Raw genomic sequence first — 23,328 nt, forward strand, 5'->3', positions numbered from 1 at the left:
AACTATTCTTTAGTTTTTTACGTACTTATTTATATCTGTTGCGTTGTCGCTATAAAGCAACAACTTAAGAATGATAAGGAGCAATGCTATGAACCGTCGAAATTTTCTTGTAACAACCGCTTGTGTGATTGGTGGTGCTCATTCGTTTAGCGCACCTGTTATGGCTGCCACTTCAACCTCTAATGAAGATTTTGAGGTGGTACTCAGTAAGAAGCAATGGCAAGCAAAGCTAAGCGACTTTGAATACCAAGTAATGAGAGAAGAAAAAACAGAGCGTGCTGGTAGCAGTCCTTTGCTGAATGAAAAACGTGAGGGTACGTATCTTTGTAAAGGCTGTGATCTTCCTCTTTATCCTAGTAGTACTAAATATGAAAGTGGCACCGGGTGGCCAAGCTTTTATGACAGCTTACCCGATGCTGTTGGAACGAAAGAAGATAATGGCTTTTTTATGAAGCGAACAGAAGTTCATTGTCGTCGATGTGGCAGTCACTTGGGGCATATTTTTGATGATGGCCCGCAACCAACAGGATTGCGTCATTGTTTAAATGGTATTTCTTTGGTGTTTCAGCCTGCTTAGATGTTTTTTTAAATTATTTTGAAAAAACTTGAAACCTTTTTAAATTCGCGGCGTATCTCTTAATAACCATGGCGAATTGTTATGGAAAAACAAACTGGAGAATAACAATGAAATTACTAAGTCTTGTTTCTGCTGCGACAATTGTAACGCTTGCTGGCTGTTCTGCTAGCGGCATGAAAACCACTGATGACAATGCTAATCCAATGGTGGGTGGCGCGCCGATGTATGCGAGCAAAAACATCATTGAGAACGCTGTTAATTCAAAAGATCATACCACTTTAGTCGCTGCTGTTAAGGCTGCTGGTTTAGTTGATACACTTCAAGGGCCTGGTCCTTTTACTGTTTTTGCTCCAACTAATGCGGCCTTTGATAAATTGCCTGAGGGCGCTGTAGCCGATCTTTTAAAACCTGAAAATAAGGCGGCCTTAACTAAAGTGTTGGCTTGTCATGTTGTAAAAGCAGACGCGCTATCTGGTGCGATCAAGACTATGATTGACAATGATATGGGTAAACACCCAGTTCCTACCGTTGGTGGATGTACTTTGATGGCCACATACATGGGCGACAAAATTATGCTTGAAGACGAAAATGGCCGTGTTGCACACGTCACCATTGCAGATGTGAAGCAATCAAATGGCGTGATTCACGTGATTGATACTGTACTTTTACCTAAGCAATAATCCTGTAGCTGTGTGTTGCACTAGTTTAAAAAGGCTTAGCTCCTATTGTAAGTATAGGATCTAAGTCTTTTTTTTATTCTATCCCCTTTTTCATTTCACCCTTTTTTATCTTAAAACAGCGATCTTTATTTTCTTAAAGTCGCCATTATGGTTGCTAGTAAAATACAGGCACCGCCTATCATTTGTATTGTATTTAGCGATTCCCCTAACCAGTAGTAAGCAAAAATGGCTCCGAAGGCAGGTTCGGAACCAGTGAGCAAGGAAACCCTTGATGGTGTTGTGTGTTTAACACCGAAGTTCTGTGCGAACAAGGCGAAAATGGTGCAGAAAATAGCGAGGTAAAAAGTGGCTACCCAGAAAGAGAGGTTGGTTGGGAATAGTTGCTCAATAGGATTATCTGTTGCAATAAAAATAAATAATGCGCCAAGGGTAACCACATTTGCTTGAATGCTCGTGGTGCTTAGAGCTGATAGCGTTTTTCCTTTTAGTAAGCTTTTCGTTGTTACCACCATGCAGGCGCGTAATAAAGCGGCTAGTAAGATTGAGTAATCTCCTTTATTTAGATCTAAAAATAGAAACTCTAGAGACAATGTGTTTAATGTTGGCTGGCCGCTGCTTTGTGTCGTCAGTAGAAAAACACCGAATAAAGACAGTAGGGCAAATAAAACGATTGCTGTGCTGGGCAATTTACGGTCTGTAATGGCTTCTACAAATGGAGTAATAAGTACACATAGGCTGATTAAAAAAGCGGCTTTAGATGCTGTGGTATGGAATATGCCATAGATTTCTGCAAGAAAAATACACAGTAAAATGCCACCGGTCGGGATGGCAAACTTCCAGTCTTTTGCTAATCCCATGCGTTGCTCTTTGATAAAAATAGGGGTGAGCAAGATGGATGTTAAGCCAAAGCGAATCACTATAAAGGCAAGTACGCCCGTATAGAGTAGTGCTTCTTTAGTAATGCCGTAGCTGGTTCCCCAGAAAAATGCGGCTAACAGTAAGGCGATTTCTGGGAGTGGTAGCTGAATTTGTCTAAACGGGAGTTTGATGTTGGAAGTTAGCATGGTGATTATCTCGGTTTTTACAAAGAAAATAATGCTAACTTGTGTTTAGATTGATGATAATTATCAAATTAATCAAAAGACTTGTGACTCATGGACATAAATAAGCTTATTGCATTGTTACCAGATATGGCGGCATTTGTTGCTGTGGTTGAAACGGGGAGTTTTACCAAAGCGGCGTTGAAGCTTGGTGTGACACCATCAGGTGTTAGTCGACAAGTATCAAGAATGGAAACGACATTATCATCGGTATTAATAGAGCGCACGACGCGGCGTCAAACTACTACTCTGATTGGGATGGCGGTTTATGAGCAGTGTCGCCAAATGTTGGACAGTGCAAAAGAAGCTGTTGCGGCATCAGAAAATAACGCCAAAGAAGCTGCTGGGCGCTTACGAATCGCCGCCCCTGATGCTTTTGCAAAGCAAGTTTTAGAGCCTTTGTTATTGGAGTTTATGGCTTTGTATCCGGCAATATCGCTGCAAGTACAAGTAACCGATTTACGAATTGATCCTGCTTATCAGAATGTGGACTTGGTATTTTATGTGGCGGAAAAACCGCATGAGCATTTAGTTTGTAAAACGTTGGGGAAGGTTCGCTCCATACTGTGTGCAAGCCCAGACTATGTGGTAAAAAATGGTATACCAAATGCACCAGAGGATTTACTTAATCATTTGTGTTTACCGTTAGGCTTTTTTGATGGCGATAATATCTGGACCTTCACTCAAGGAGAGCGAAAGTCGGTTGTCACTGTTGATGGTCGTTATATTAATAATGATGCAGATATGCGTTTAAGAGGTGTGAGGCAAGGGTTTGGGATCGCCCCTTTTCCAGACTTCGTCGTACGGGAATATCTTGAAAAAGGTGATGTGGTACAGGTGTTAAGTGATTGGCATTTAAACAGTGATTTTCAAGGCGGTATTCATATGCAGTTTCCTGCAATGAGGTTCATGCCTAATAAAATACGCGTATTTATTGACTTTATGATGGCGCATTTTGGTAAGAAATAAGACTCAGTTATCACAAAGGTGTAACAAGTAAGGTAAATACTAAGATAGGGAAACTCAAAGGATTGGAGTGATTTTTTTTTCACCTTTTTTATACATTTTAATGAATAAAATTGAGTGCTTATCTTTCTATTTTTCACATAAAACTTGGGGTTAGTATGGTACCTTTTTTATCCGTTGTATTGCCTGCGAAAAATGAGCAGGGCAATATCGGTTTATTAATTAGAGAAATACATAAAAGCCTTTCTCCTGAATACGCATTTGAAGTAGTGCTGACTGATGATGGCAGCGACGATAGAACTGCTCAAGTGGCGATTGATACCGCCAAAGAAATTGGCTGTAACTTACAAGTTATTTATCATGCTAATAGTTGTGGTCAAAGTACGGCTGTTTTGTCTGCTGTTCATCATGCTAAAGGTGAATGGATTATCACCTCCGACGCTGATGGCCAGAATGACCCAAATGACTATGCTAAATTAATTCAACAAGCCTCTTTGTTAAGTAACGAGCACTTTTGTGTTGCTGGTTATCGTAAAAAGCGACTTGATACTGCTTGGGTACGTTTCCAATCTCGAGTGGCGAATAATATTCGTCAAAAACTACTTAATGATGGCGTGCCTGATTCTGGTTGTGGTTTGAAATTGTTTCCGAAAAATACTTTTTTAACGCTGCCATATTTTGATCATATGCATCGTTTTTTACCGGCTTTAATCAAGCGTATCGATGGTGAAATTGTGGTTTGCCAAGTGAACCACAGAGATAGAAATACGGGCGTTTCTAACTACAATGCTTGGAACCGTGCCTGGGTTGGAATTATCGATATTGTTGGGGTGATCTGGTTGAGCAAACGCGCCAAGCATCCTGTTATTGCTAAGATTTATTCGAGTCAGGATTAATTCATGAAATGGGTTAAATGGCTGCTACTTGTTATATTCGTTTTATTGCTTGTTTCAGGCGTACTTAATCCCGTTTTAACTCATCTATCGGATAAAAACTGGTTGACTGGCTATTTGTTGCAATATGGCTGGATAGGTCATTTTTCTATTGCTTTAGCGGCTCTAATTTTTGTAGGTATTGGTGGTCCGCGCCAAGCGATCTCTTTTATATTTGGTTATTTATATGGCGCTGTTGTAGGTGTTACTGTGGCGATTGCTATTTGTTCGTTGGCGGCCTTAGCAAATTATATGGCCGCTAGAATGGTATTTGCTCATACACTTGCTCGGCATTTTCCAGTGCGCATGTATAGGTTTAATCAGTTTGCTAGCCGTGCTCCTTTCATGAAAATTCTTACTCTAAGGCTGCTACCTGTTGGCAGTAATTTAGTAACCAACTTGTTATCTGGTAGCGTCGGTGTGCCTTTACCAGCATTTTTGTGCGCTAGTGTGTTGGGCTATTTTCCTCAAACACTTGTGTTTTCATTGATTGGCGGCGGCGTTGGTTCTGCTAATCATGCGATGATTTATCTTAGTATTGGATTGTCTCTTTTAAGCTTTGTTTTGACCGCTCTCATTTATCGAGATCATTTGAAACATAAACTCTCAAAACTTAATTTGGAAAGTAACGCATGATGTCGACAACACCAATAGATGGTATGGATTATAAGCGTGCCTTCTGGCTGATTTTTTTAGTGGCTGCTGTGGTTATTTTAGCGGGCATTGGGCTGCGCGATCCTTGGCCTGCTGATGAGCCGCGTTTCGTGGAAGTAGCCAGAGAAATGGTGAATTCTGGAAACTGGTTTTTTCCTATGCGTGGCGGTGAATTATACCCAGATAAGCCCCCAGTTTTTATGTGGCTGCTGGCGTCATTGTATTGGCTAACAGGCAGTATGAAAGCGACGTTTTTGATTCCTAACGCTGTGGCGAGTTTGGTTGCTTTATTTTGTACATTTGATATTGCTGCAAAACTTTGGAACGTTAAAACAGCACGTAACGCTTGTCTAATGTTGCTGATTGCGCCGCAATTTATTATCCAATCAAAATCGGCTCAGATTGATGCTACGGTTGCCTGTTGGATTACTATTGCCATGTATGGGCTGTTACGTCATTTTTTCTACCAAGCCAGCTTTAGATGGTATGTCGCTAGTTGGGCTTTTATGGGGTTGGGTATTATTACAAAAGGGGTTGGTTTTTTACCGTTGCTGTTCTTGTTGCCTGTGTTGTTTTTGCATTTTACTGGCAAGTATCGATTCGAAAAAGCACAAGTAAACTGGACTTTGTGGTTAGGGCCGTTGGCCATGCTATTGGTCCTTGCAGCTTGGTTACTGCCTATGTTGTACATTGCAGAGCACAGTAATAATCCTGATTTTATGGCGTATCGTGACAATATTTTATTTAAGCAAACAGGTGAGCGCTACGCAGATTCTTGGGGACATATTAACCCTTGGTATTATTTTATCGTCAGTGTGATTCCTGCACTGTGGTTTCCTCTTTATAGTTTTCTATTCACAAAAGGTTTTTGGTGCGATGTTAAAGTCTCTCCGGTGATGTTTAGTCTCTTAGTTTGGGTTGCACTGCTGGTGTTGTTTTTTAGCATTAGCCCAGGAAAACGAGGTCTATATATCTTACCGGCTTTGCCTATGATGGCATTAATTATGGGCGCTCATTTTACTAATACCGGATTGACAGTTTGGTTTAGGCGCGTATTACAGGTGGGCTTTGTTGCTTTCGGTCTGTTGTTTTTGGCTGCTGCGGTACTTTGCTTTACTAAATCTCACACAATTACCAAAGAAATCGGTGAGCATACTTTGCCATTTGGTATTTTGTTTTTGTTTATGTCATTGTGTTGGTTTGCTATTTTGTTATGGAAGCGTAATAAGGTCGATCTAAACATCTATTGGGCCGCTTTTGCTATTACTTGGGTGTTATATAGTACCGCTGGCTACACATTATTTAACCCTGAAAGAACGTCTGCAAAGGAAATAATGGCTGAAGCCGCGGAAGATATTGGCCCTGATGGTGAGCTTGGTATGACTCGTTTTAAAGAGCAGTTTTTGCTTTTTTCTCCCATTTCTTTAATTCATTTTAGTTGCTTAAGCAGCACTCAAGAGCAAGATAGAAATGCTTGGTTGTGGATGAGTGAAAAGCCTAATCGTTACGTGATGACAGCTAAAGATAAGGGGGTTGAATGCTTTGATTTAAGCAAGGCAAAAGAGTTAGATCGAGCTCATAGCAAAGACTGGATTTTGCTTGATAAAAGTGCCATGACGCCCACGTGCGAAAAGCCAAAAACAGTTAAACGTTATTACTTACCATTGAAAACTCTGTACGAGTAGTTTTCTTATGGTCAATTAAATGATGTTTTGAATGTTGTAATCTGAAAGAAAGGCTCAGTTTATTTATTTGACTGGGCCTTTTTTGTCAGGTTAGTTCTTCATTTCTTAAGGTTAGTACTTCATAACCTGTCGATGTTACTAGGATGGTGTGTTCCCACTGTGCGGATAATTTTTTATCAGCCGTCACAACCGTCCAGCCGTCTTTTTTTGTCTTGGTTTTGGCTTTCCCTTGGTTGATCATGGGTTCGATGGTGAAAGTCATGCCTTCTTTCAGTGTCATTCCTGTTCCGGCTTTGCCGTAATGCAGGACTTGTGGTTCTTCATGCATTTCTCGACCAATACCATGGCCACAATATTCTTTGACCACCGAATAGCCTTTGCTTTCTGCTAAGGTTTGAATTGCTGCGCCTATGTCGCCTAAGGTTGCGCCAGGCTTTACTTTTTTGATCCCCGCCCACATGGCGTCATAAGTCGTTTTAACTAAGCGTTTAGCAACAGGATTGGCTTCGCTCATCACATACATTTTACTGGAATCAGCGATAAAGCCATTTTTTTCCAGTGTGATATCGAGGTTGATGATGTCTTTTGCTTTTAGTCGTTGATGCTCGCTTGGAACACCATGGCAAACCACCTCGTTGATAGAGGCGTTGAGGGCAAATTCATAGCCATATTGACCTAGACTCGCAGGTCTGGCATTGAGTTCATGACGAATGAAGTCTTCAACTTTGTTGTTAATCTCTAAGGTCGAAACGCCGTCTTTGACAAAGTTATCGAGCATGTGAAATACGCTTGCTAATAACTTGCCAGACTCGCGCATAAATTCGACTTCTGCTGGGGTTTTGATATGGACTTGCATGCTACTTGACGGCTTTCAAGGGTGTTTCTGTATTTGCATTAGCCAGTTCATTGGCGATCAATTCAGAAAAGGTGAGGCTAGGGTTAAGCTCTGCTAAGCGTCCCATTTTTATCCAGAATTCTGCTTGTGCATTGATAGAGCGAGACATGACATGGCAGCTTTTGCGGATGTCGTCGTGAAGTTCGTCGGAGATTTTAATAATACCCATGAATATATGATCCATATATGAATTGTATATGTATCATATATTCAGGTTTTGCGTTTTTCAAGTACTAATTATTGACTCTTCATTAGTGAAACAAATCTTTAATTAGCTTAATGCCCGCTTCTTGACCACCTTGGTTGTAGGCATCTAAGAGGGCAGAACCAATAATGGCAATATCTGCCTTGCCTGTGAGCTGTTCGATTTGGGCACGCTCGCGTATACCAAAACCGACGCCCATCGGAGCGCTGGCGTGTTGTTTGATCTGCGCCAAGTAGTCATCAAGTGAAGTCTGTTTGGCTTTGCCTTCATGGCTAGAATGCCCAGTTACACCAGAGCGAGCGACACAATATAAGAAACCACTGGCTTGGTTCGCTAGCATGGCTAAACGGTCTGGTGGGGTCACAGGGGTTACTAACCAAACTGGATCGATGTTATTGGCTTTACAAGCCGATTGATAAGTAGCGGCTTGCTCAATTGGTAGATCTGGAAGGATTAACCCCAGAATGTTTTCTTCTGCCGCGCGTTTGGCTAATTTGTCTAAGCCAAAGCGGTACATTGGGTTTAAATAGCTCATCAACACGATGCGGCTGTTAGGGTAGTCTTTCGCAAGGTTACCAAGCTGAGACAAACAGGTTTCCACGTCTAGCTTTTGTTCTAATGCCTTATGACAAGCGGCGACAATACTTGGGCCGTCAGCGACAGGGTCTGAAAAAGGAAATTGTACTTCGATGAAATCGACGCCTTCCTGCATTAACTTTTCCATCCAGCTCAAGCTTTCTTCAACGCTTGGGTAGCCATAAACCACATGGGTCATGGATAAAATTGGCTTGTTTTGGCGTTTTTCTTCGATAAAAGTCGCTAACTGGCTCATGCTTTATCCCCTTTGTTTTGAGTGGTTGGGTAAGAGGCGAGGTAATCGGTTAAGAATTGCGGGAAGGTTTCATCTTGCACGGCTTTTGCCACGTTAAAGATATCCTTGTCACCTCGACCAGAAAGATTGATAACGATCTTTGAGTCTTTAGGTAAGTTCGGTGCATCTTTAAAAGCGCCCGCTAGTGCATGAGAAGATTCAAGTGCTGGAATGATACCTTCTTTTTTCAGTAGGAGAGTACAAGCGGCAATTACTTCATCGTCCATGGCGTAGGTCATTTTGATGCGACCAATTTCCGCCAAATGGGCAATGATAGGAGAAACGCCCACATAGTCTAAACCGGCTGCAATAGAGTGGGTTTCTTGTAGCTGTCCAGCGTCATCTTGTAGGAACATAGTCGCAAAGCCTTGTGCAATACCAGGCTGTCCAAGATTGTGAGACAAACGAATAGAATGCTCGCCAAGCTCCAAACCTTTACCGCCTGCTTCGACGCCGACCATTTCCACTTCTTTATCATCGAGGAAAGGTAGGAACAAACCACAAGCATTCGAACCACCGCCAACGCAAGCATACAAACGATCTGGAAATTGACCGAATTGCGCCACACTTTGCTCGCGAACTTCGTTGCCAATTATTGATTGAAAGTACGCCACCATTTCAGGGAAGGGCGCGCACCCACAAGAGGTGCCAATTAAATAATGACTTTCCTCATGGCTAGAAGACCAGTCACGTAGTGCTTCGTCTAATGCATCGCGCAGGGTTTGTGCGCCAGTGGTAACGGGCACGACAGTGGCGCCAAGTTGTTTCATCCAAAAAACATTTGGGTACTGACGTTCAATGTCTTTTGCACCCATGTAAATAGTGCATTCTAGGCCTAAGCGGGCAGCAACAAGAGCCGTTGCAATGCCGTGTTGTCCAGCGCCTGTTTCTGCAATGACGCGCTTCTTACCCATGCGCTTGACCAACAAACCTTGGCCAATCACGTTGTTCATCTTGTGCGCGCCACTGTGGTTTAAATCTTCACGCTTTAAGTAGATTTGTGCGCCGCCAAAGTGTTCGGTCAAATTCGCACAAAAAGTAAGTGGCGTAGGGCGGCCAGAAAACTGCTGCCATTGTTTGTTCAGCTCAGCGAGAAACTCTGGGTCGTTTTTGGCTTCTTCGAACGCATGTAAAATTTGCTGTTGGCTCGAATAAAGGATTTCAGGAATATAGCTGCCGCCGTATTGCCCGTAGAAACCGTTCTCGCTTTGCATGACTTGCTCCTAAAATTGCTATTTTTTATCAATTAAATTAACTATACCGTTTAGTTAATTTAATACGGCGTTGATTAGCCGTCAAGTGTATTTTTCTTGAGCGATTGTCGTTTTGTGTTTTTGATAAAACCTTTGATCTTTATCATTCGCTCTAAGAGTTTCGCAAGTTACGGGTTAATGCTCAATTTACTGCTACAATTTTAGTGAGCTAATTTTATGCACAGGGTTCTTTATGATTAAGCCGGAAATTCCAAAAAATGAAGCTGAACGATTGCATGCATTAAGAGCATTGCGAATTCTTGATACTTCCTATGAAGAACGATTTGATCGCATTACTCGGATGGCTAAGCGGATGTTTAGTGTTTCTATCTCGTTAATTAGTCTGATAGATGAAAGCCGCCAATGGTTCAAATCTCGGCAGGGGCTTGATGTGATTGAAACATCACGAGATGTTTCGTTTTGTGGCCATGCTATTAATCAGGATGGTTTGTTTATCATTACTGATGCGTTAATTGATGAGCGATTTTTTGATAATCCGCTTGTTACAGACGCACCGAATATTCGTTTTTATGCAGGCTGTCCTTTGAAACTTCGCCAAGGAATTAATATTGGTACTTTGTGCATCATAGATAGTAAGCCAAGGGTATTTGATGAAGAGGACCAACTACTGCTTAAAGATTTAGGTACGATCATTGAGCAGGAAATACAATCTATTCAGCTGGCAACCTTAGACGAGCTCACTTTGATTTCTAATCGACGTGGCTTTATGACCATGGTCAATCATATGCTCAAAGTGTGTCAGCGTGATAAAAAAACGATGTCTTTTGTTGTCTTTGACCTTAATAAGTTTAAAGCGATAAATGATAACTATGGACACCATGAAGGTGATTTTGTATTGGCTAAATTCGCTCAGATAATGCTTGAGTCATTTAGTGAATATGATGTGATCGGTCGCTTAGGTGGTGATGAATTTGTTGCTATGTTGAGTGACCGTACAGATGAAGAGATTAGTGTCTTTTTAGAGCATTTTGCGGCATGTGTCGATGAAGTGAATGATAGTTTGAAAAAGCCTTATAGGATTCAATACAGCGCAGGCGTTACTCATTTCTCGCATGACACTGACAAATCGATTGAAGAGATGATTCAATGTGCTGATGCTGCTATGTATCAGCAGAAGAAAAATAGGTAGCGCCCCTTTCGTTATCATAATTTGCTATTATCTACCGATGTCGCTTTTTCAAATATAGAAAGCAACGTTACATCAATGGGTTAGAATTCCGTTAAATAATACAAAACTTGTTTAGAGGGCGTTATGGCAAGAGGAAGACCCAGTAAAAAAACTCATATTGTCGAGGCAGCGTGTGGTTTATTTACTCTACAGGGCTATCAAAGTACCAGTATTGACCAAGTTGTTGTTACAGCTGGTGTGTCGAAACCCACTGTGTACAGTAATTTCCCGACCAAGTTGGTGTTGTGGGAAACGGCGTTAATCTTGTTAACTGAACAAGCACATGATGAGATGCAAAAGATCTTGGTGCGTTTGCAAACAAAGAAAAATCTCACGCTTATTTCTGGTTGGATATTGCTTTGGGAGACTTGGGTTAATAAAGTCGAGCGCCTTGCTGTGTATCGTATTTTGCTTGGCGAGCAGCACAAAATGGCGCCTTCTACCTTTGCCTTATTTGCTGAGTTTGAAGCAGTGCTGGAGTCGACGTTATTGGCATGGATTGCTGAATTTTCAGTATCGCCAATGAATTTTTTTACGTTAAAAGCGGTTAGCAAAGAAGCGCTTTTAACGCCTGCACTGATGAATCAAGCGATGATGAATAAATCTGAACTAGAGTGTCAGCTTGATGATCTGCTAGTTGATTCTAGCAATACAAAAAAAGCCAAATAGCAAAGCTATTTGGCTTTTTACTTGAACTCAACTAGGTCGAGTTTTGTTATTAAGCAACAGCGTTTTCTTCTTCCGTTACTTCTTCAACACGGCCTTTTTCAGCCCAATACATGATGCCTATTGCGAGTGATCCCATGATCACAAAGCCGCCTGAAATTGGCATCAAGGTATTGTTGTACATTTGACCTATAATCGTCCCAATACTCATCGACATAATGGATGACACTGAGCCAATAACTGCAGAGGCAATACCCGCGACATGTCCCATTGGTTCCATTGCAAGAGAGTTGACGTTACCGAACAGTAAGCCAAAGCAGAAGAATAAAATCGACGCGTATACCAAGAACATCCACAAGCTTATCGTCACGAAAGCGTGTAAAGCAAAGAAGGCAATAGATGCAATAACAACAACGCAAATAGCACGGAAGGCGATGTATTTAGCGCCATGTTTTTCAACAATGCGAGAGTTAATCAAAGAAGAAAAGCCCAATACTAAAGCTAGTAAACCGAAGTAGAGCGCAAATAAATTTCCAGTGTTGAATTGCACCTGAAATATTTGCTGTGAAGAGTTCAAATAACCAATAAAGCTACCGAAGAACAACCCCATGCAAATGGTGTAACTCGCGGTAATTCGATTCGTTACCACTTCTTTAAAACCATCTAAAAAGCCTTTTTTCGAAAAAGGGATACGGTTTGATTTTGGTAGCGTTTCTTTTAAGCGAAAGCTAATCCAAACAATCAATAACACAGCATAAACAAGATACATCTCAAAAATGCCGCGCCAGTCATCGACAAACATAATCGCTTGACCAAGTGTTGGGGCGATGGCTGGAACCAAGACGAAAATCATCATCACCAAAGACATGATACGAGCCATTTGCGCGCCATGATATAGGTCGCGAACCAAGGAAATAGCGGATATATAAGGTCCTGCTACCCCTAAGCCTTGAATAAAGCGCCCCAACATCAGCACTTCTAAACTATCGGCTTTGTAGCAGACTACAGTGCCAATTAAGTAGAGAGTAAAGCCACCAAATAGAATAGGGCGGCGACCTAGGGCATCTGACAGTGGCCCACAAATTAATTGCCCCATTGCCAAACCTAAAAACAACATGCTAATGAGTAATTGTGGTTGATTTGCTGTTACTGCACCAAGTTCGTTACCGATAACGCCAAGCGCTGGTAGCAAAGCATCAATGGATATTGCCGTTATCGACATTAATAGAGCAACTAAAAGTGTGAACTCCTTCGACCCCATACCGGAAGAAGATGTGTTGTTGTGAGCATTTTCCATAAGGTGTTCCTAAGAAAATAGTAGATTGTTGAGCGTGCACTAGGTTCATGCCTCAAATAATAGTCGAGTATTATACTCAGGCTTTATAAAACTCAGTTTGCGAATGTGTGCATAAAATAAGGAAGTGGCTTGGCGATATTTAACTTTGTGATTTTGTTGTTTAATTCATAAGATAACACTTATGGCATTAGTGGTTTTTGTTGTATAGGAAATGCGTTATGCATAACAGTGAGAAAGAAAAAATAGAGCTTGAGCATCAGGCTGCTAAGCTTTTTATGCGTTGTTATGAGCGTAATACGGGCAAACATATCCGTCATATCTGGCACAATGATCCCATTCGACCTGATGTGTCATGTATGCTAGAAGGTGAACGCCTTGATTTAGAAATTGCCCATCTTTATGGTTCGGAAGAAGAGGCTATGGCGATTTTAGGGCGAGATTTGACTGATAAAACTCGTGCGACGTTGCAATCTCTAAAAGATGAGCCTGCAGATGAGCGATTGTTAAGGTCTTTGAATAAGATTTTAGAAAACAAATCGGGTAAGCAATACGATTCAAAAAGAGTGTGGCTGGTGATTCGAAATACTCATCCAGCCTGGAGTCAAGCTGATATTAAAGCCCTTGAGCATCTTATTACCATGCCTGTTCCTCATGCGTTTGAGAAGGTGTGGATTTTAGGAGATATAGAGGGTAAAAGCGGGATCGTCCGCCTTTACCCTTGAGCTAGGTGCTTAAGATTTACGAGACTCAATTAGGTTTAAGAAATCTTTCGTATGGCGTTCTAATCTGCGTAGTGCGGTTTCATCTGTTACTTTACCATCAGAAACTAATTTACTGATTGGCGTTAACATCATTTCATGGCAAATATGAATATCTGACAATATGGCATCCATGATTAGTTTAAGATGAGCTTGTGCTCTAGCGCCGCCAACAGGACTGTCTGCTTGAGTGATAATAGTCACTGGTTTATTTTTTAATGGCGAGTTAAATGCAGGTCGAGATGCCCAATCTAAAGCATTCTTTAACACGGCTGGCACACTGTGGTTGTACTCTGGAGTACATAAAATAATACCGTCTGCTTGGTCTACACTGTCGATAAAAGCTTGTACATCCGCTGGTTTATCTGCATTTAAATCGTCGTTGTAAAATGGCAGAGTATCTAGTCTTGGTGTTTCTGTGCTGTGATTAGTCAGCAAGGCTTCAATCGTATTTAAGATAGCTAAGCTTTTGCTTTTATTAGAAAAACTACCGGACAATAATAAAATTTTCATGATGAATCCTTAAGGGGGAAAATGTTTCAAGGCTTAGCTTGATGCTTTGAATTGCCTTCTGCTGGCTTTTTTGTGGATGATGTTGTTTTAGTGAGATGGCTAAGTCGTATTTGTTCGGCTTTGTATTTTTTGAGAATAATAAGACCAACAATTAACGCGGCGCAGAAGAAAATAATAGCGAAAGCGCCTAAGGCGACGGTGGCAAGAGAGTGCATAATGTTTGTGCTCAATATTTGTGCTAAATAGAAAAACAATTGCAGTGATTATATAAAAAAACGGCCACTTTTACAGACTAGTAAAGTGGCCGTTTTGGTTTTTTGCTAGGCGAGCTTCGGCTTTATCGTTGGTGAACGCATTTGCCTGCGGAGTAGGTTGCTTGAATTGCGCGGTCGTCACCAATGGTCATGAAGACGAATAAGCTTTCTTCGATGTTTTTGGATAGTGCTAAACGTGACTCAAGTAACGGAGTGCCTTTTTTATCAAGGATAACAAAGTCTGCTTCACTGCCTACCGCTAAATTACCAATTTTATCTTCTAGGCGAAGTGCTCTAGCGCCGCCTAAAGTAGACAAATACAGAGATTTAATTGGATTTAGGTTTTCATTTTGTAACTGGATGACCTTGTAGGCTTCGTTCATGGTTTGCAGCATAGAGAAGCTAGTACCACCGCCTACGTCAGTGCCAAGACCTACGTTGACCTTATGTTCTTCTGCTTTATTGAGTTTGAATAAACCGCTACCGATAAAAAGGTTAGAGGTTGGGCAGAAAGAAATAGCCGAGCCTGTTTCGTGCAGTCTATGGTATTCACTGTCACATAGATGGATGCCATGGGCAAAAACGGAACGTTCACTTAACAGTTTATGTTGGTCATAAACGTCCAAGTAGTTCGTGCTTTCTGGAAAAAGCTCTTTTACCCAAGCGCATTCGTCTTTATTTTCTGACAGGTGAGTATGAAGATAGACATCTTTATACTCACTCAGCAATTTGCCTGCTAAATGAAGCTGCTCATCAGAGCTGGTTGGTGCGAAACGAGGTGTGATGGCGTAATGTAAGCGACCTTTATTGTGCCAAGTGTCGATCAGTTCTTTGCTTTCCTGATAACTGCTCTCTGGCGTATCTGTGAGGTAATCTGGCGCGTTGCGATCCATCATCACCTTACCGCAAATCATACGCAAATTATGGACTTCGCTGGCCTCAAAAAAAGCTTCAACAGACACCTTATGTACCGTTCCGAATACCAGTGCGGTGGTTGTGCCGTTGCGTAAAAGTTCTTTAAGGAAGCGGTCTGCTACATTGCGAGCATGAGCTTTGTCGCTAAACTTACCTTCTTCTGGGAAGGTGTAAGTGTTCAACCAGGTTAGCAATTGTTCGCCATATGAGCCGATCATGTCGGTTTGTGGGTAATGGATGTGAGTATCGATAAAGCCAGGTGTGATAATGGTATCAGGGTGATGCTCAATTAGGGTGTTATCTGGTAGTGTTGGTAGTAGATCGACTGCGTTACCAAGGGCGTAAATTTTATCGTCTTGAATGACTAATAAGCCATCTTCAAAATATTCGTAAGCAGCATCTATGCCGACGTCTTTAGGGTCTGCGATGCAGTGAACAATGGCGGAGCGCCACGCTTTCAAATGGCTCATATGTTTCTCGTGGGTGTCTTCTAAAATGAGTTGAAATATAAAATTTTGACCGAATGGTTATACTTTATCAGGTCTTTTTCGTACTTTCATTAAACCTTATATTTTGATTTAAGAAATAGTCCAATTATTAGCCTTGCTAGTATCACCAAAATAACGCCGAAAGCATCAGCATAGAAATCTAACCATTCCGCATAACGGTTTACGTAAGGCTGGATTAGTTCAATGGCACCACCTAACAGTATGATAACTAAAGACAGCAAGAGAAAGCGTTTCATTGGGCCAAAAGCACACAAAAGCGCCCAGCAGCCAAAACCAATAACATGATGTGTTTTATCTGTACCAGGCACTGACGGAAGGACATCAGCAGGTGTTAATGTGGCTAGGAGGATGATGAATGCGCCTAAAACAAAACCGACAGCTTGCGCTGCCGGTGAGGTGAGCCTTTTGATCATCGTAAAATGCGCGCTCGAATATTTTTGCCTTTGATTTTTTTGTTTTCGAACTCTTTAACAACGGTTTTTGCCACTTCGTTGTCGACAGATACGTAAGCATGAAAATCAAAAATATCGATCTTACCGACTTGTGATTTGTCCAATCCTAGACCTGCAGTGAGTGCGCCAAGGATATCACCTGGACGAAGTTTGTTTTTACGGCCGGCATCAAAAGAGATGGTGGTCTTTTGTGGGATCAAGCGGTAGTGGAGGTCAATTTCTCCAAGTTCAATGAAATTCGCAGTGGTGTTAAAGCGCGTTTCAATATCACGAACTTTGTAATCATCTTTTGACGTAACAAGGTTAACAGCAATACCTGCGGCGCCAGCACGACCCGTTCGGCCAATACGATGTGTATGAACATCTGTGTCGCGGGTGGTGTCATAGTTAACAACAAGGTCAATTTCTTTTACATCAATACCGCGAGCAGCTACATCTGTAGCCACTAGCACGCAGCTACTTTGATTGCTGAAACGCACTAGAACTTGATCGCGTTGTCTTTGCTCCAGATCGCCATGAATAGCTTGAGCGGCAACTTTGTGCTCAGCTAACCAGTCGGCAACCACTTGTGATTCAGCCTTCGTGTTGCAAAAGACAATTGCTTGACGAGGTTCAAAATGTTGTAAGGTCGCCAGTAATGTTTCGCATTTGTCTTTATTTTCGCTGCGCACAAAAAACTGTTCTATATTTGGTTTAAGGTCTTCTTGCGCTTCTACCTTGATGCTAACCGGTTTGTTCTGGAATTCTGTACTGATTGCTTCAATACCGTCCCCATAGGTAGCGGAAAAGAGTAATGTTTGGCGGTTGCTTGGCGTTAGGTCAACTACTTCACGGATGCTATCGACGAAGCCCATGTCTAGCATGCGGTCAGCTTCATCTAGCACTAGAGTGTTTAGCGCATTGAGCTTAAGCGTACCTTTGCGAAGGTGTTCCATTAGACGACCAGGTGTACCAACAACGATATGAGCGCCATGTTCCAACGAGCCTATTTGTGGGCCAAACGGCATGCCGCCACATAAACTCAGTACTTTAATATTGTCTTGATAGCGTGCAATTTTGCGGATTTCTTTGGAAACTTGATCTGCTAGTTCCCGAGTAGGGCACATTACCAGAGCTTGAACGCCAAAGAAGCGCGGGTTGATTTTGAGTAAAAGAGCAATTGAAAAAGCGAGAGTTTTACCACTACCAGTTTGTGCCTGCGCAAGGATGTCTTTACCTTCAATCATAGGTGGCAAACTTTGCTCTTGGATGGGGGTGAATGTAGTGAATCCCATATCAGATAGCAAAGTGGTTAGCTTAGTTGGAAGAAGGTTGTTTAGAGCGTGTTGAAATGTGGTCACAAAAGGCCTGTCTAGTTGAGTCAATAATAGACGCAGGATACCAGAAAATTGCCGTAAATACTTTTCTTAACCATTTATTCCGTGCCGCTTATATTGTTTTTAGGTAAAGTAAATGGTTGTAATGGATGCCGCAATTTATAGCGACCTTTTTGTTGGGAAAACATCGATGGGTATACAATGATTTCTTTAAGAAACCATGTGAAAAATGAAAAAATGCACTACGTTGTTTTTTGTATTGTTTTTTTATGTGGGATAGCAACAAGTCTTGCTATTTATTTGGAAGAGCGTAAACACGTTTACAGTGATCAAAAGGCTGTAGGGGAGTATTTTGCTGAAAAACTAAACGACAGTTTAATGCAATACATAACTGAGTTGTCTTCTGTTGCATCCCTTATTGAGTCCAATAAAGCTGAGGTATCAGCTAGTCACTTTTCTCGTTTTGCCCAAGGTATTATTACCACTCAAGATATTAGTTTATATTTTGCTCAATACGTACCCGCTAGCAAAAAATACGAATATGAAATGCAGCAACGTATTTTGTTAGGCAACTATAAATTTAAAATTTATCCAGATGAAAACAAATCAGAATACATGCCTTTGGCGTTAGGGTATCCAGACAAACTGACTTATGGTTATGATATTTTATCCTCGCAATATCGAAATCTAAGTTCGGTTACTCGCGCTCGTAACGCTTCTTCTATCATCTTATCTGAACCAACGTTTACCCCTTTTTCGGATACTAAGTTAGGAGCTTCTCCTGATACTTTTATTCTAAGAAAGTCAATTTACTTATCTGTTGATGCACGTTCTTATAAATTAACGGATGACATTGGCTTTCACGGAATAGTCGGTGCGTACTTTAGTATAGACAGTCTGCTTAAAGAGGCTAACTCTTTGGTTAATCATGGCCTTTATTATCGACTTGCTGATGTGTCATCGGACAGGCCTCTTTGGTTTGTTGATTCAGCTGAGCCTTCGTCATGGGAGGAGGAAAACTTTGATACGCGTTATCTTTCTATCGCAGGGCGTAAATGGCGAATTGATACTCGTTATACTGAAAATATTGTGACTCGAATACATTGGTTTTTAGTTATTGCTCCGTTGTTTGTGTTTGGCTTTTTGGCACTATTTTTATCGTTTTATTCACGAAAATTATCTTTAACGTATTTTTCTATGCTTGATTCTATAAACAAGCGTATTGAGATTGATGAGCTAACAGGCCTATTAAGTCGTTATCAAATACAGCTTGAACTCAATGAATTGATTAGTGTCTGCCAAAAAGAAAATAAACAGTTAGCTACGCTAATTCTGGATTTGGACCATTTTAAAACCATTAATGATGCTTTTGGTCACGAATTGGGAGATAGGTTACTGGTAAAGGTGTCTAAGCGACTAACGTCTGTTTTGCCTGATGGTGCGGTTACAGGTTATTTGGGTGGAGATGCTTTTTTAGTTCTGCTTGTTCAGTCGCATGAGCAGAACATGCCAGCGTTAGATGTTTTAGCGAAAGATTTAATACAAAAAATTAGTCAGAGCTATTTTGTGGAAGGACTGACGCTTGATATTGGCTGTTCTATTGGAGTCGCTGTGTATCCCGAGTTTGGTAAAGATGCTGTAACCTTGATTAAAAATGCGGATATGGCGGTATACCAAGCTAAAACAGCAGGACGCGCCACTTATCATTTTTATGATGGCGATATGGGGCGTAAGTTTGCTCGCAATGTACGTATTGAAACACGGTTGCGTCAGGCACTGCAGAACGGCAATCTAGAACTTAATTTCCAGCCTAAAGTAGATCTTACAACAGAGCGTTGTGTTGGAATGGAGGCCTTGTTGCGCTGGAATGATGAAGAGCTTGGTGCCGTATCGCCTGCTGAATTTGTTCCTATTGCGGAGCAAACGGGCATTATTTTACCTCTAGGGGACTGGGTATTCGAGCAAGCTTTTCGTCATATATTAGAATGGCAAGCACAGGGTATTACAGTGCCGCCGATTGCTATCAATTGTTCTGCTGCTCAACTTAAAAGAACCGATTTTTTACCTAAGTTATTAGCTTTGTTAGATAAATATAAGATTGATCCAGGTTTGTTAGAAATTGAAGTGACAGAATCTATATTGATTGAAGATGCGGAAAGATGTGCTGAGCTGCTGCGTCAACTTAGTCGCCTTGGAATGAAGTTAGCGATTGATGATTTTGGTACAGGTTACTCAAGTTTAAGCTACTTGAAAGATTTGCCATTCCATTATGTCAAAATAGATCAGGTCTTTATTCGTAATATTATTGAGGACAGAAAACACGCGGCCTTGACTCATGCGATCATTAGTTTAAGTCATGATTTGGGGCTAAAAGTGATCGCAGAAGGCATTACGGATATTCACCAGCTTATCATGTTGCAAGATTTTGGTTGTGATATTGGTCAAGGCTATTTATTCAGTAAAGCACTCGGGGCAAACTCTATGGGAAGTGATCCTATGATAGTTGCCCTTAATGAACAGGACTCTAAGGATTAAAGGGCTCGAATTTAAGAGATAATCAGCTCGTTTACAGACCTTTTTAGGTAGCAAAATATATTGCGCTAAAGAGGGCTGTTACGAGATATTTTTTCTTTCAGAGCTTCCCAGAATTGGGTTAAATTTGGATTCTGGTTAAACTTAGAGCGATACAGGCGTATTTCAAGCGGAATGTGCCAATTCTCTTCCCCCGCTAAAGCGACTTTTCCATAATTTAATGTGTCTAACATGAGGCGTCTTGGAATCCAGCCAATACCGTAACCTTCTTTCACCATGGCTTTTATGCTGACGGAGTGATAATTCTCAGACAGCGTTTGCAGCTGCGGAATGTCTCGCTGTCTTTGCAAATGATGATGAATAACCGGTTGTAAGAAGGAGTTCTCATAGTAGCCAATATAAGGTAATGGTTTACGTTTGGCGCCTGGGAGGGTGAACTTTGGTTCGCCAGTTGCATCTGTTGCGCTACATGGAATGAGAGTTTCTTCGGCAATGACAAGGTGTTCGTATTGTTCATCATCAAGAGCGCGAATGAAGTTGATTGCTGGATGCCAATAGCAAAGCATGATATCGCATTGTTGATCCATAAGAGAATTAACAAAGTCTATCCCTAGCCAAGAACTAGACTTCATATTGATGTCTAGATCCATGTCGATGCTTTGGCAAAATGGTTCAATGACTTCTTTATAAAAGCTAAGAAACAAGGTTTGCGTGGTTACAAAGCGTATCTGAGACTCTTCTTGTTTACGAATCTCTTGGCACCGCTCTTTGGTGTCTCTTAATTGTCTGGTAATTAGCTCCGCGCTTTGTAGAAATACTTCGCCTGCTGGCGTTAAAGATAAAGGCAAAGTGTTGCGGTCTATTAAAGTGACGCGCATCTCTTCTTCGAGTAATTTAATACGTCGACTAAAGGTTGGTTGAGTGACGTTTTGTTCGTCTGCTGCACGTGAAAAATGACGTGTTTTTGCGAGGGCAATAAAGTCCTCAAGCCATCTTATTTCCATGTGGCCTCCTGACGAGCAGAAAACGAAGAATAAACAGAGATAGTGAAGCAAATAGTAAATAGGAGCATCATAGTCGACCCTCTTCAATAGCGTGACAAGCCACACTACTACCGTCACTTTGCAGTGTCATAGCGGGTGATGTTTCGTAGCAGCGCTGATTCGCATAAGGGCAGCGCGCTTGAAAAACACAACCAATCGGTTTCTCTGTTGGTGTTGGGACTTCGCCAATAAGTCGAATGGGCTGAGCTGTGTTGCTGTCTAATCTTGGGATGGCTGACAGCAAGGCTCTAGTATAAGGATGCTTTGGCGCACTAAATAATGTTCCAGTTGGCGCAAGCTCACAGATTTTACCTAGGTACATGACCGCTACTCGAGTGGCAAAATGCTCGACAACGGCTAAGTCATGGGTAATGAAAAGATAACTAAGGTTGCGCTCTTCTTGCTTGTCCATCATCAGGTTGAGCACTTGTGCTTGCACTGATACATCTAGCGCTGATAGTGGCTCGTCAGCGACGATAAAATCGGGTTCGACCGATAGTGCGCGAGCCAAGCTGATTCGCTGACGTTGGCCGCCTGAAAATTCATGAGGATAACGGTCTGAGCTCGAAGCAGAAATGCCGACAGACTCTAAAAGTTCATCAATTTGCTCATCTACCTGAGATTGTGAAAGCTGTGGATTATGGAAAGAAATCGGCTCGCTGAGTGTTTGATAAACCGTCATTCTAGGGTTTAATGATGCATAAGGGTTCTGGAAAACCATTTGCATACGGCGCCTAAAAAACATGCGCTGGCGATTGTTTAATTGATCGATGCGTTGATCAAGGTAATGTATTTCACCTGCACTCGGCGTCGTTAGCCCCATGATGGCGCGCGCCAACGTGGATTTTCCGCAACCTGTTTCACCAACTACACACAAGGTTTCACCTTGATTGATAGTAAGATTAACGCCATTGAGGGCGTGGACGCTGTCCTTATGTCTTTTGAATTTTCCGTGACGGAAGCGCCATTGACTAAGCCAACTTTCATTTGCTGTGAAAGCTTTTTCTAAGCCGCTAATTTGAATGAGAGGGGTTGCCACTAGCTTGCCTCCTGATCTTTATCGGCGAACTCATTGAGCATGTCTTCGACCAAAAAGCAGGCGACACTAGATACGCCACTGAAAATAAAGCGTGGTTGTTCTTGTCGGCATTTTTGTGTGGCATAAGGGCAGCGTGGGTGAAACGCACAACCAGATGGTCGTTCAGCGAGCGATGGCATGCTGCCTTGTATTTGATTTAATCGCTGCCCAGGCAAGGTCATCTGGGGTAGTGCATTCAAAAGACCTTGGGTATAAGGATGTTGAGGATCATTGATAATCTCTAGGGTTGGACCCTCTTCAACAACATGACCTGCATACATTACTATGGTTCGTTCAGCAACTTTTGATACCACGCCCAGATCGTGGCTAATTAAAACCAGGGCTACGCCATTGTCACGACATATGGTTAACAACAGCTGCAGGATTTCTGCTTGAATCGTCACATCCAAAGCGGTAGTTGGCTCGTCAGCAATAATAATATCTGGGTTAAGTAGCAACACAGAGGCGATGATCACCCTTTGGCGCATTCCGCCAGATAGTTCATGCGGATACTGATCAAAGCGTTTTTCTGGTGATGCAATTTGCACATGATGTAGCTTTTCAATGGCAATATTACGAGCGTCTTTGTAGTTGATTTTAGTATGGCTGCGGATAGTTTCGACCAGCTGATCGCCAATAGTTAATACTGGATTCAGTGTCATCATCGGGTCTTGGAAAATCATTGCGATGCGTTTGCCACGAACTTCTTGCAGCTGACGTAAATTCATTTTTGTGATTTCTTTGTTTTCCAACTTAATTGAGCCAGAGTCTATATAGCCGGGTTTGCCAATCAAATTAACAATAGAAAATCCTAGAACCGATTTCCCTGCACCAGATTCCCCCACAATAGCAATTCGCTCACCGCGATTTAGGGTGAAACTGACGTCAATTAAGGCGGCGAGTTCTTGCTCTTTCGTATGAAAGTTGACGTGTAAGTTACTGACGCTTAGTAAATTCATTTGAGACCTTTGCACGACTGCTGTGTTTG

At 41.8% G+C, this 23,328-nt stretch carries 24 protein-coding genes; 10 read left to right on the plus strand and 14 right to left on the minus strand.

Annotated features, from left to right (window positions below; all coding sequences use genetic code 11):
* Positions 1 to 88 precede the first annotated feature (88 nt).
* Both msrB and CYL31_RS08120 read left to right on the plus strand, forming a co-directional pair.
* Positions 89 to 577: a peptide-methionine (R)-S-oxide reductase MsrB gene (msrB, locus tag CYL31_RS08115; RefSeq protein WP_249411736.1), complete on the plus strand. Its 489-nt coding sequence runs from the start codon at positions 89 to 91 to the stop codon at positions 575 to 577.
* A 107-nt stretch (positions 578 to 684) separates the two neighbouring features.
* The gene (locus tag CYL31_RS08120) at positions 685 to 1,257 is read left to right on the plus strand and encodes a fasciclin domain-containing protein (RefSeq protein WP_212918416.1); all 573 of its coding nucleotides are present in this window, start codon (positions 685 to 687) and stop codon (positions 1,255 to 1,257) included.
* Between the two features lie 125 nt (positions 1,258 to 1,382).
* On the opposite strand, the gene CYL31_RS08125 is transcribed toward CYL31_RS08120, so the two are convergent.
* Positions 1,383 to 2,321 (minus strand): DMT family transporter, encoded by a 939-nt coding sequence (locus CYL31_RS08125; RefSeq protein WP_212918417.1) that lies wholly within the window; start codon positions 2,319 to 2,321, stop codon positions 1,383 to 1,385.
* A gap of 90 nt (positions 2,322 to 2,411) precedes the next feature.
* Here CYL31_RS08125 and CYL31_RS08130 point away from each other — a divergent pair, with 90 nt between their 5' ends.
* The 4 genes from CYL31_RS08130 (at position 2,412) to CYL31_RS08145 (ending at position 6,594) form a co-directional block, all read left to right on the plus strand.
* Positions 2,412 to 3,326: a LysR family transcriptional regulator gene (locus CYL31_RS08130; protein ID WP_212918418.1), complete on the plus strand. Its 915-nt coding sequence runs from the start codon at positions 2,412 to 2,414 to the stop codon at positions 3,324 to 3,326.
* A 155-nt stretch (positions 3,327 to 3,481) separates the two neighbouring features.
* Positions 3,482 to 4,219: a glycosyltransferase family 2 protein gene (locus tag CYL31_RS08135; protein WP_212918419.1), complete on the plus strand. Its 738-nt coding sequence runs from the start codon at positions 3,482 to 3,484 to the stop codon at positions 4,217 to 4,219.
* Between the two features lie 3 nt (positions 4,220 to 4,222).
* Positions 4,223 to 4,891, plus strand: coding sequence for a TVP38/TMEM64 family protein (locus CYL31_RS08140; protein ID WP_212918420.1), 669 nt, complete (start codon positions 4,223 to 4,225; stop codon positions 4,889 to 4,891).
* Positions 4,888 to 6,594 carry an ArnT family glycosyltransferase gene (locus CYL31_RS08145; protein ID WP_212918421.1) on the plus strand — a complete coding sequence of 569 codons (1,707 nt, stop codon included), beginning with the start codon at positions 4,888 to 4,890 and terminating at the stop codon, positions 6,592 to 6,594. Before CYL31_RS08140 ends, CYL31_RS08145 begins: the two co-directional genes overlap by 4 nt.
* 85 nt (positions 6,595 to 6,679) lie before the next feature.
* Here the strand turns inward: CYL31_RS08145 and map are convergent, their stop codons facing one another.
* From map to trpB, 4 genes are all read right to left on the minus strand, one after another.
* Positions 6,680 to 7,450 carry a type I methionyl aminopeptidase gene (map, locus tag CYL31_RS08150; protein WP_212918422.1) on the minus strand — a complete coding sequence of 257 codons (771 nt, stop codon included), beginning with the start codon at positions 7,448 to 7,450 and terminating at the stop codon, positions 6,680 to 6,682.
* Between the two features lies 1 nt (position 7,451).
* Positions 7,452 to 7,658 (minus strand): ParD-like family protein, encoded by a 207-nt coding sequence (locus tag CYL31_RS08155; protein ID WP_100188612.1) that lies wholly within the window; start codon positions 7,656 to 7,658, stop codon positions 7,452 to 7,454.
* An 82-nt stretch (positions 7,659 to 7,740) separates the two neighbouring features.
* The gene (gene trpA, locus CYL31_RS08160) at positions 7,741 to 8,526 is read right to left on the minus strand and encodes a tryptophan synthase subunit alpha (protein WP_212918423.1); all 786 of its coding nucleotides are present in this window, start codon (positions 8,524 to 8,526) and stop codon (positions 7,741 to 7,743) included.
* The gene (trpB, locus tag CYL31_RS08165; protein ID WP_212918424.1) at positions 8,523 to 9,779 is read right to left on the minus strand and encodes a tryptophan synthase subunit beta; all 1,257 of its coding nucleotides are present in this window, start codon (positions 9,777 to 9,779) and stop codon (positions 8,523 to 8,525) included. Before trpB ends, trpA begins: the two co-directional genes overlap by 4 nt.
* A gap of 232 nt (positions 9,780 to 10,011) precedes the next feature.
* On the opposite strand from trpB, the gene CYL31_RS08170 reads away from it, so the two are divergent.
* Positions 10,012 to 10,968 carry a GGDEF domain-containing protein gene (locus CYL31_RS08170; RefSeq protein WP_212918425.1) on the plus strand — a complete coding sequence of 319 codons (957 nt, stop codon included), beginning with the start codon at positions 10,012 to 10,014 and terminating at the stop codon, positions 10,966 to 10,968.
* Between the two features lie 123 nt (positions 10,969 to 11,091).
* Positions 11,092 to 11,676 (plus strand): TetR/AcrR family transcriptional regulator, encoded by a 585-nt coding sequence (locus CYL31_RS08175; RefSeq protein ID WP_212918426.1) that lies wholly within the window; start codon positions 11,092 to 11,094, stop codon positions 11,674 to 11,676.
* 49 nt (positions 11,677 to 11,725) lie between these two features.
* Here CYL31_RS08175 and CYL31_RS08180 read toward each other — a convergent pair whose 3' ends face one another.
* Positions 11,726 to 12,970 carry a multidrug effflux MFS transporter gene (locus CYL31_RS08180; RefSeq protein ID WP_212918427.1) on the minus strand — a complete coding sequence of 415 codons (1,245 nt, stop codon included), beginning with the start codon at positions 12,968 to 12,970 and terminating at the stop codon, positions 11,726 to 11,728.
* A 218-nt stretch (positions 12,971 to 13,188) separates the two neighbouring features.
* On the opposite strand from CYL31_RS08180, the gene CYL31_RS08185 reads away from it, so the two are divergent.
* Entirely contained in the window at positions 13,189 to 13,692 is a 504-nt protein-coding gene (locus CYL31_RS08185; RefSeq protein ID WP_212918428.1) for a hypothetical protein, read from the plus strand.
* 9 nt (positions 13,693 to 13,701) lie between these two features.
* Here the strand turns inward: CYL31_RS08185 and CYL31_RS08190 are convergent, their stop codons facing one another.
* The 5 genes from CYL31_RS08190 to dbpA form a co-directional block, all read right to left on the minus strand.
* The gene (locus CYL31_RS08190) at positions 13,702 to 14,241 is read right to left on the minus strand and encodes an NADPH-dependent FMN reductase (protein ID WP_212918429.1); all 540 of its coding nucleotides are present in this window, start codon (positions 14,239 to 14,241) and stop codon (positions 13,702 to 13,704) included.
* A 26-nt stretch (positions 14,242 to 14,267) separates the two neighbouring features.
* The gene (locus tag CYL31_RS08195; RefSeq protein ID WP_212918430.1) at positions 14,268 to 14,456 is read right to left on the minus strand and encodes a hypothetical protein; all 189 of its coding nucleotides are present in this window, start codon (positions 14,454 to 14,456) and stop codon (positions 14,268 to 14,270) included.
* A gap of 122 nt (positions 14,457 to 14,578) precedes the next feature.
* Complete coding sequence (gene guaD, locus CYL31_RS08200) at positions 14,579 to 15,880, minus strand: guanine deaminase (RefSeq protein WP_212918431.1); 1,302 nt, start codon at positions 15,878 to 15,880, stop codon at positions 14,579 to 14,581.
* An 89-nt stretch (positions 15,881 to 15,969) separates the two neighbouring features.
* Positions 15,970 to 16,332 (minus strand): VanZ family protein, encoded by a 363-nt coding sequence (locus CYL31_RS08205; protein ID WP_212918432.1) that lies wholly within the window; start codon positions 16,330 to 16,332, stop codon positions 15,970 to 15,972.
* Positions 16,329 to 17,711 carry an ATP-dependent RNA helicase DbpA gene (dbpA, locus tag CYL31_RS08210; RefSeq protein ID WP_212918433.1) on the minus strand — a complete coding sequence of 461 codons (1,383 nt, stop codon included), beginning with the start codon at positions 17,709 to 17,711 and terminating at the stop codon, positions 16,329 to 16,331. The genes CYL31_RS08205 and dbpA overlap by 4 nt, the downstream gene beginning before the upstream one ends.
* A 198-nt stretch (positions 17,712 to 17,909) precedes the next feature.
* On the opposite strand from dbpA, the gene CYL31_RS08215 reads away from it, so the two are divergent.
* Entirely contained in the window at positions 17,910 to 20,222 is a 2,313-nt protein-coding gene (locus CYL31_RS08215; RefSeq protein WP_212918434.1) for a bifunctional diguanylate cyclase/phosphodiesterase, read from the plus strand.
* A gap of 65 nt (positions 20,223 to 20,287) precedes the next feature.
* Here the strand turns inward: CYL31_RS08215 and CYL31_RS08220 are convergent, their stop codons facing one another.
* From CYL31_RS08220 to CYL31_RS08230, 3 genes are all read right to left on the minus strand, one after another.
* Positions 20,288 to 21,223 carry a LysR family transcriptional regulator gene (locus CYL31_RS08220; protein ID WP_212918435.1) on the minus strand — a complete coding sequence of 312 codons (936 nt, stop codon included), beginning with the start codon at positions 21,221 to 21,223 and terminating at the stop codon, positions 20,288 to 20,290.
* Positions 21,224 to 21,290: 67 nt separating this feature from the next.
* Positions 21,291 to 22,301, minus strand: a complete 1,011-nt coding sequence (locus CYL31_RS08225) for an ABC transporter ATP-binding protein (protein WP_212918436.1) — start codon at positions 22,299 to 22,301, stop codon at positions 21,291 to 21,293.
* The gene (locus CYL31_RS08230) at positions 22,301 to 23,299 is read right to left on the minus strand and encodes an ABC transporter ATP-binding protein (protein ID WP_212918437.1); all 999 of its coding nucleotides are present in this window, start codon (positions 23,297 to 23,299) and stop codon (positions 22,301 to 22,303) included. The genes CYL31_RS08225 and CYL31_RS08230 overlap by 1 nt, the downstream gene beginning before the upstream one ends.
* Positions 23,300 to 23,328: the final 29 nt, after the last annotated feature.

It is taken from the genome of Marinomonas sp. A3A (assembly GCF_018336955.1).
GTDB classification, from domain to species: Bacteria; Pseudomonadota; Gammaproteobacteria; order Pseudomonadales; family Marinomonadaceae; genus Marinomonas; species Marinomonas lutimaris.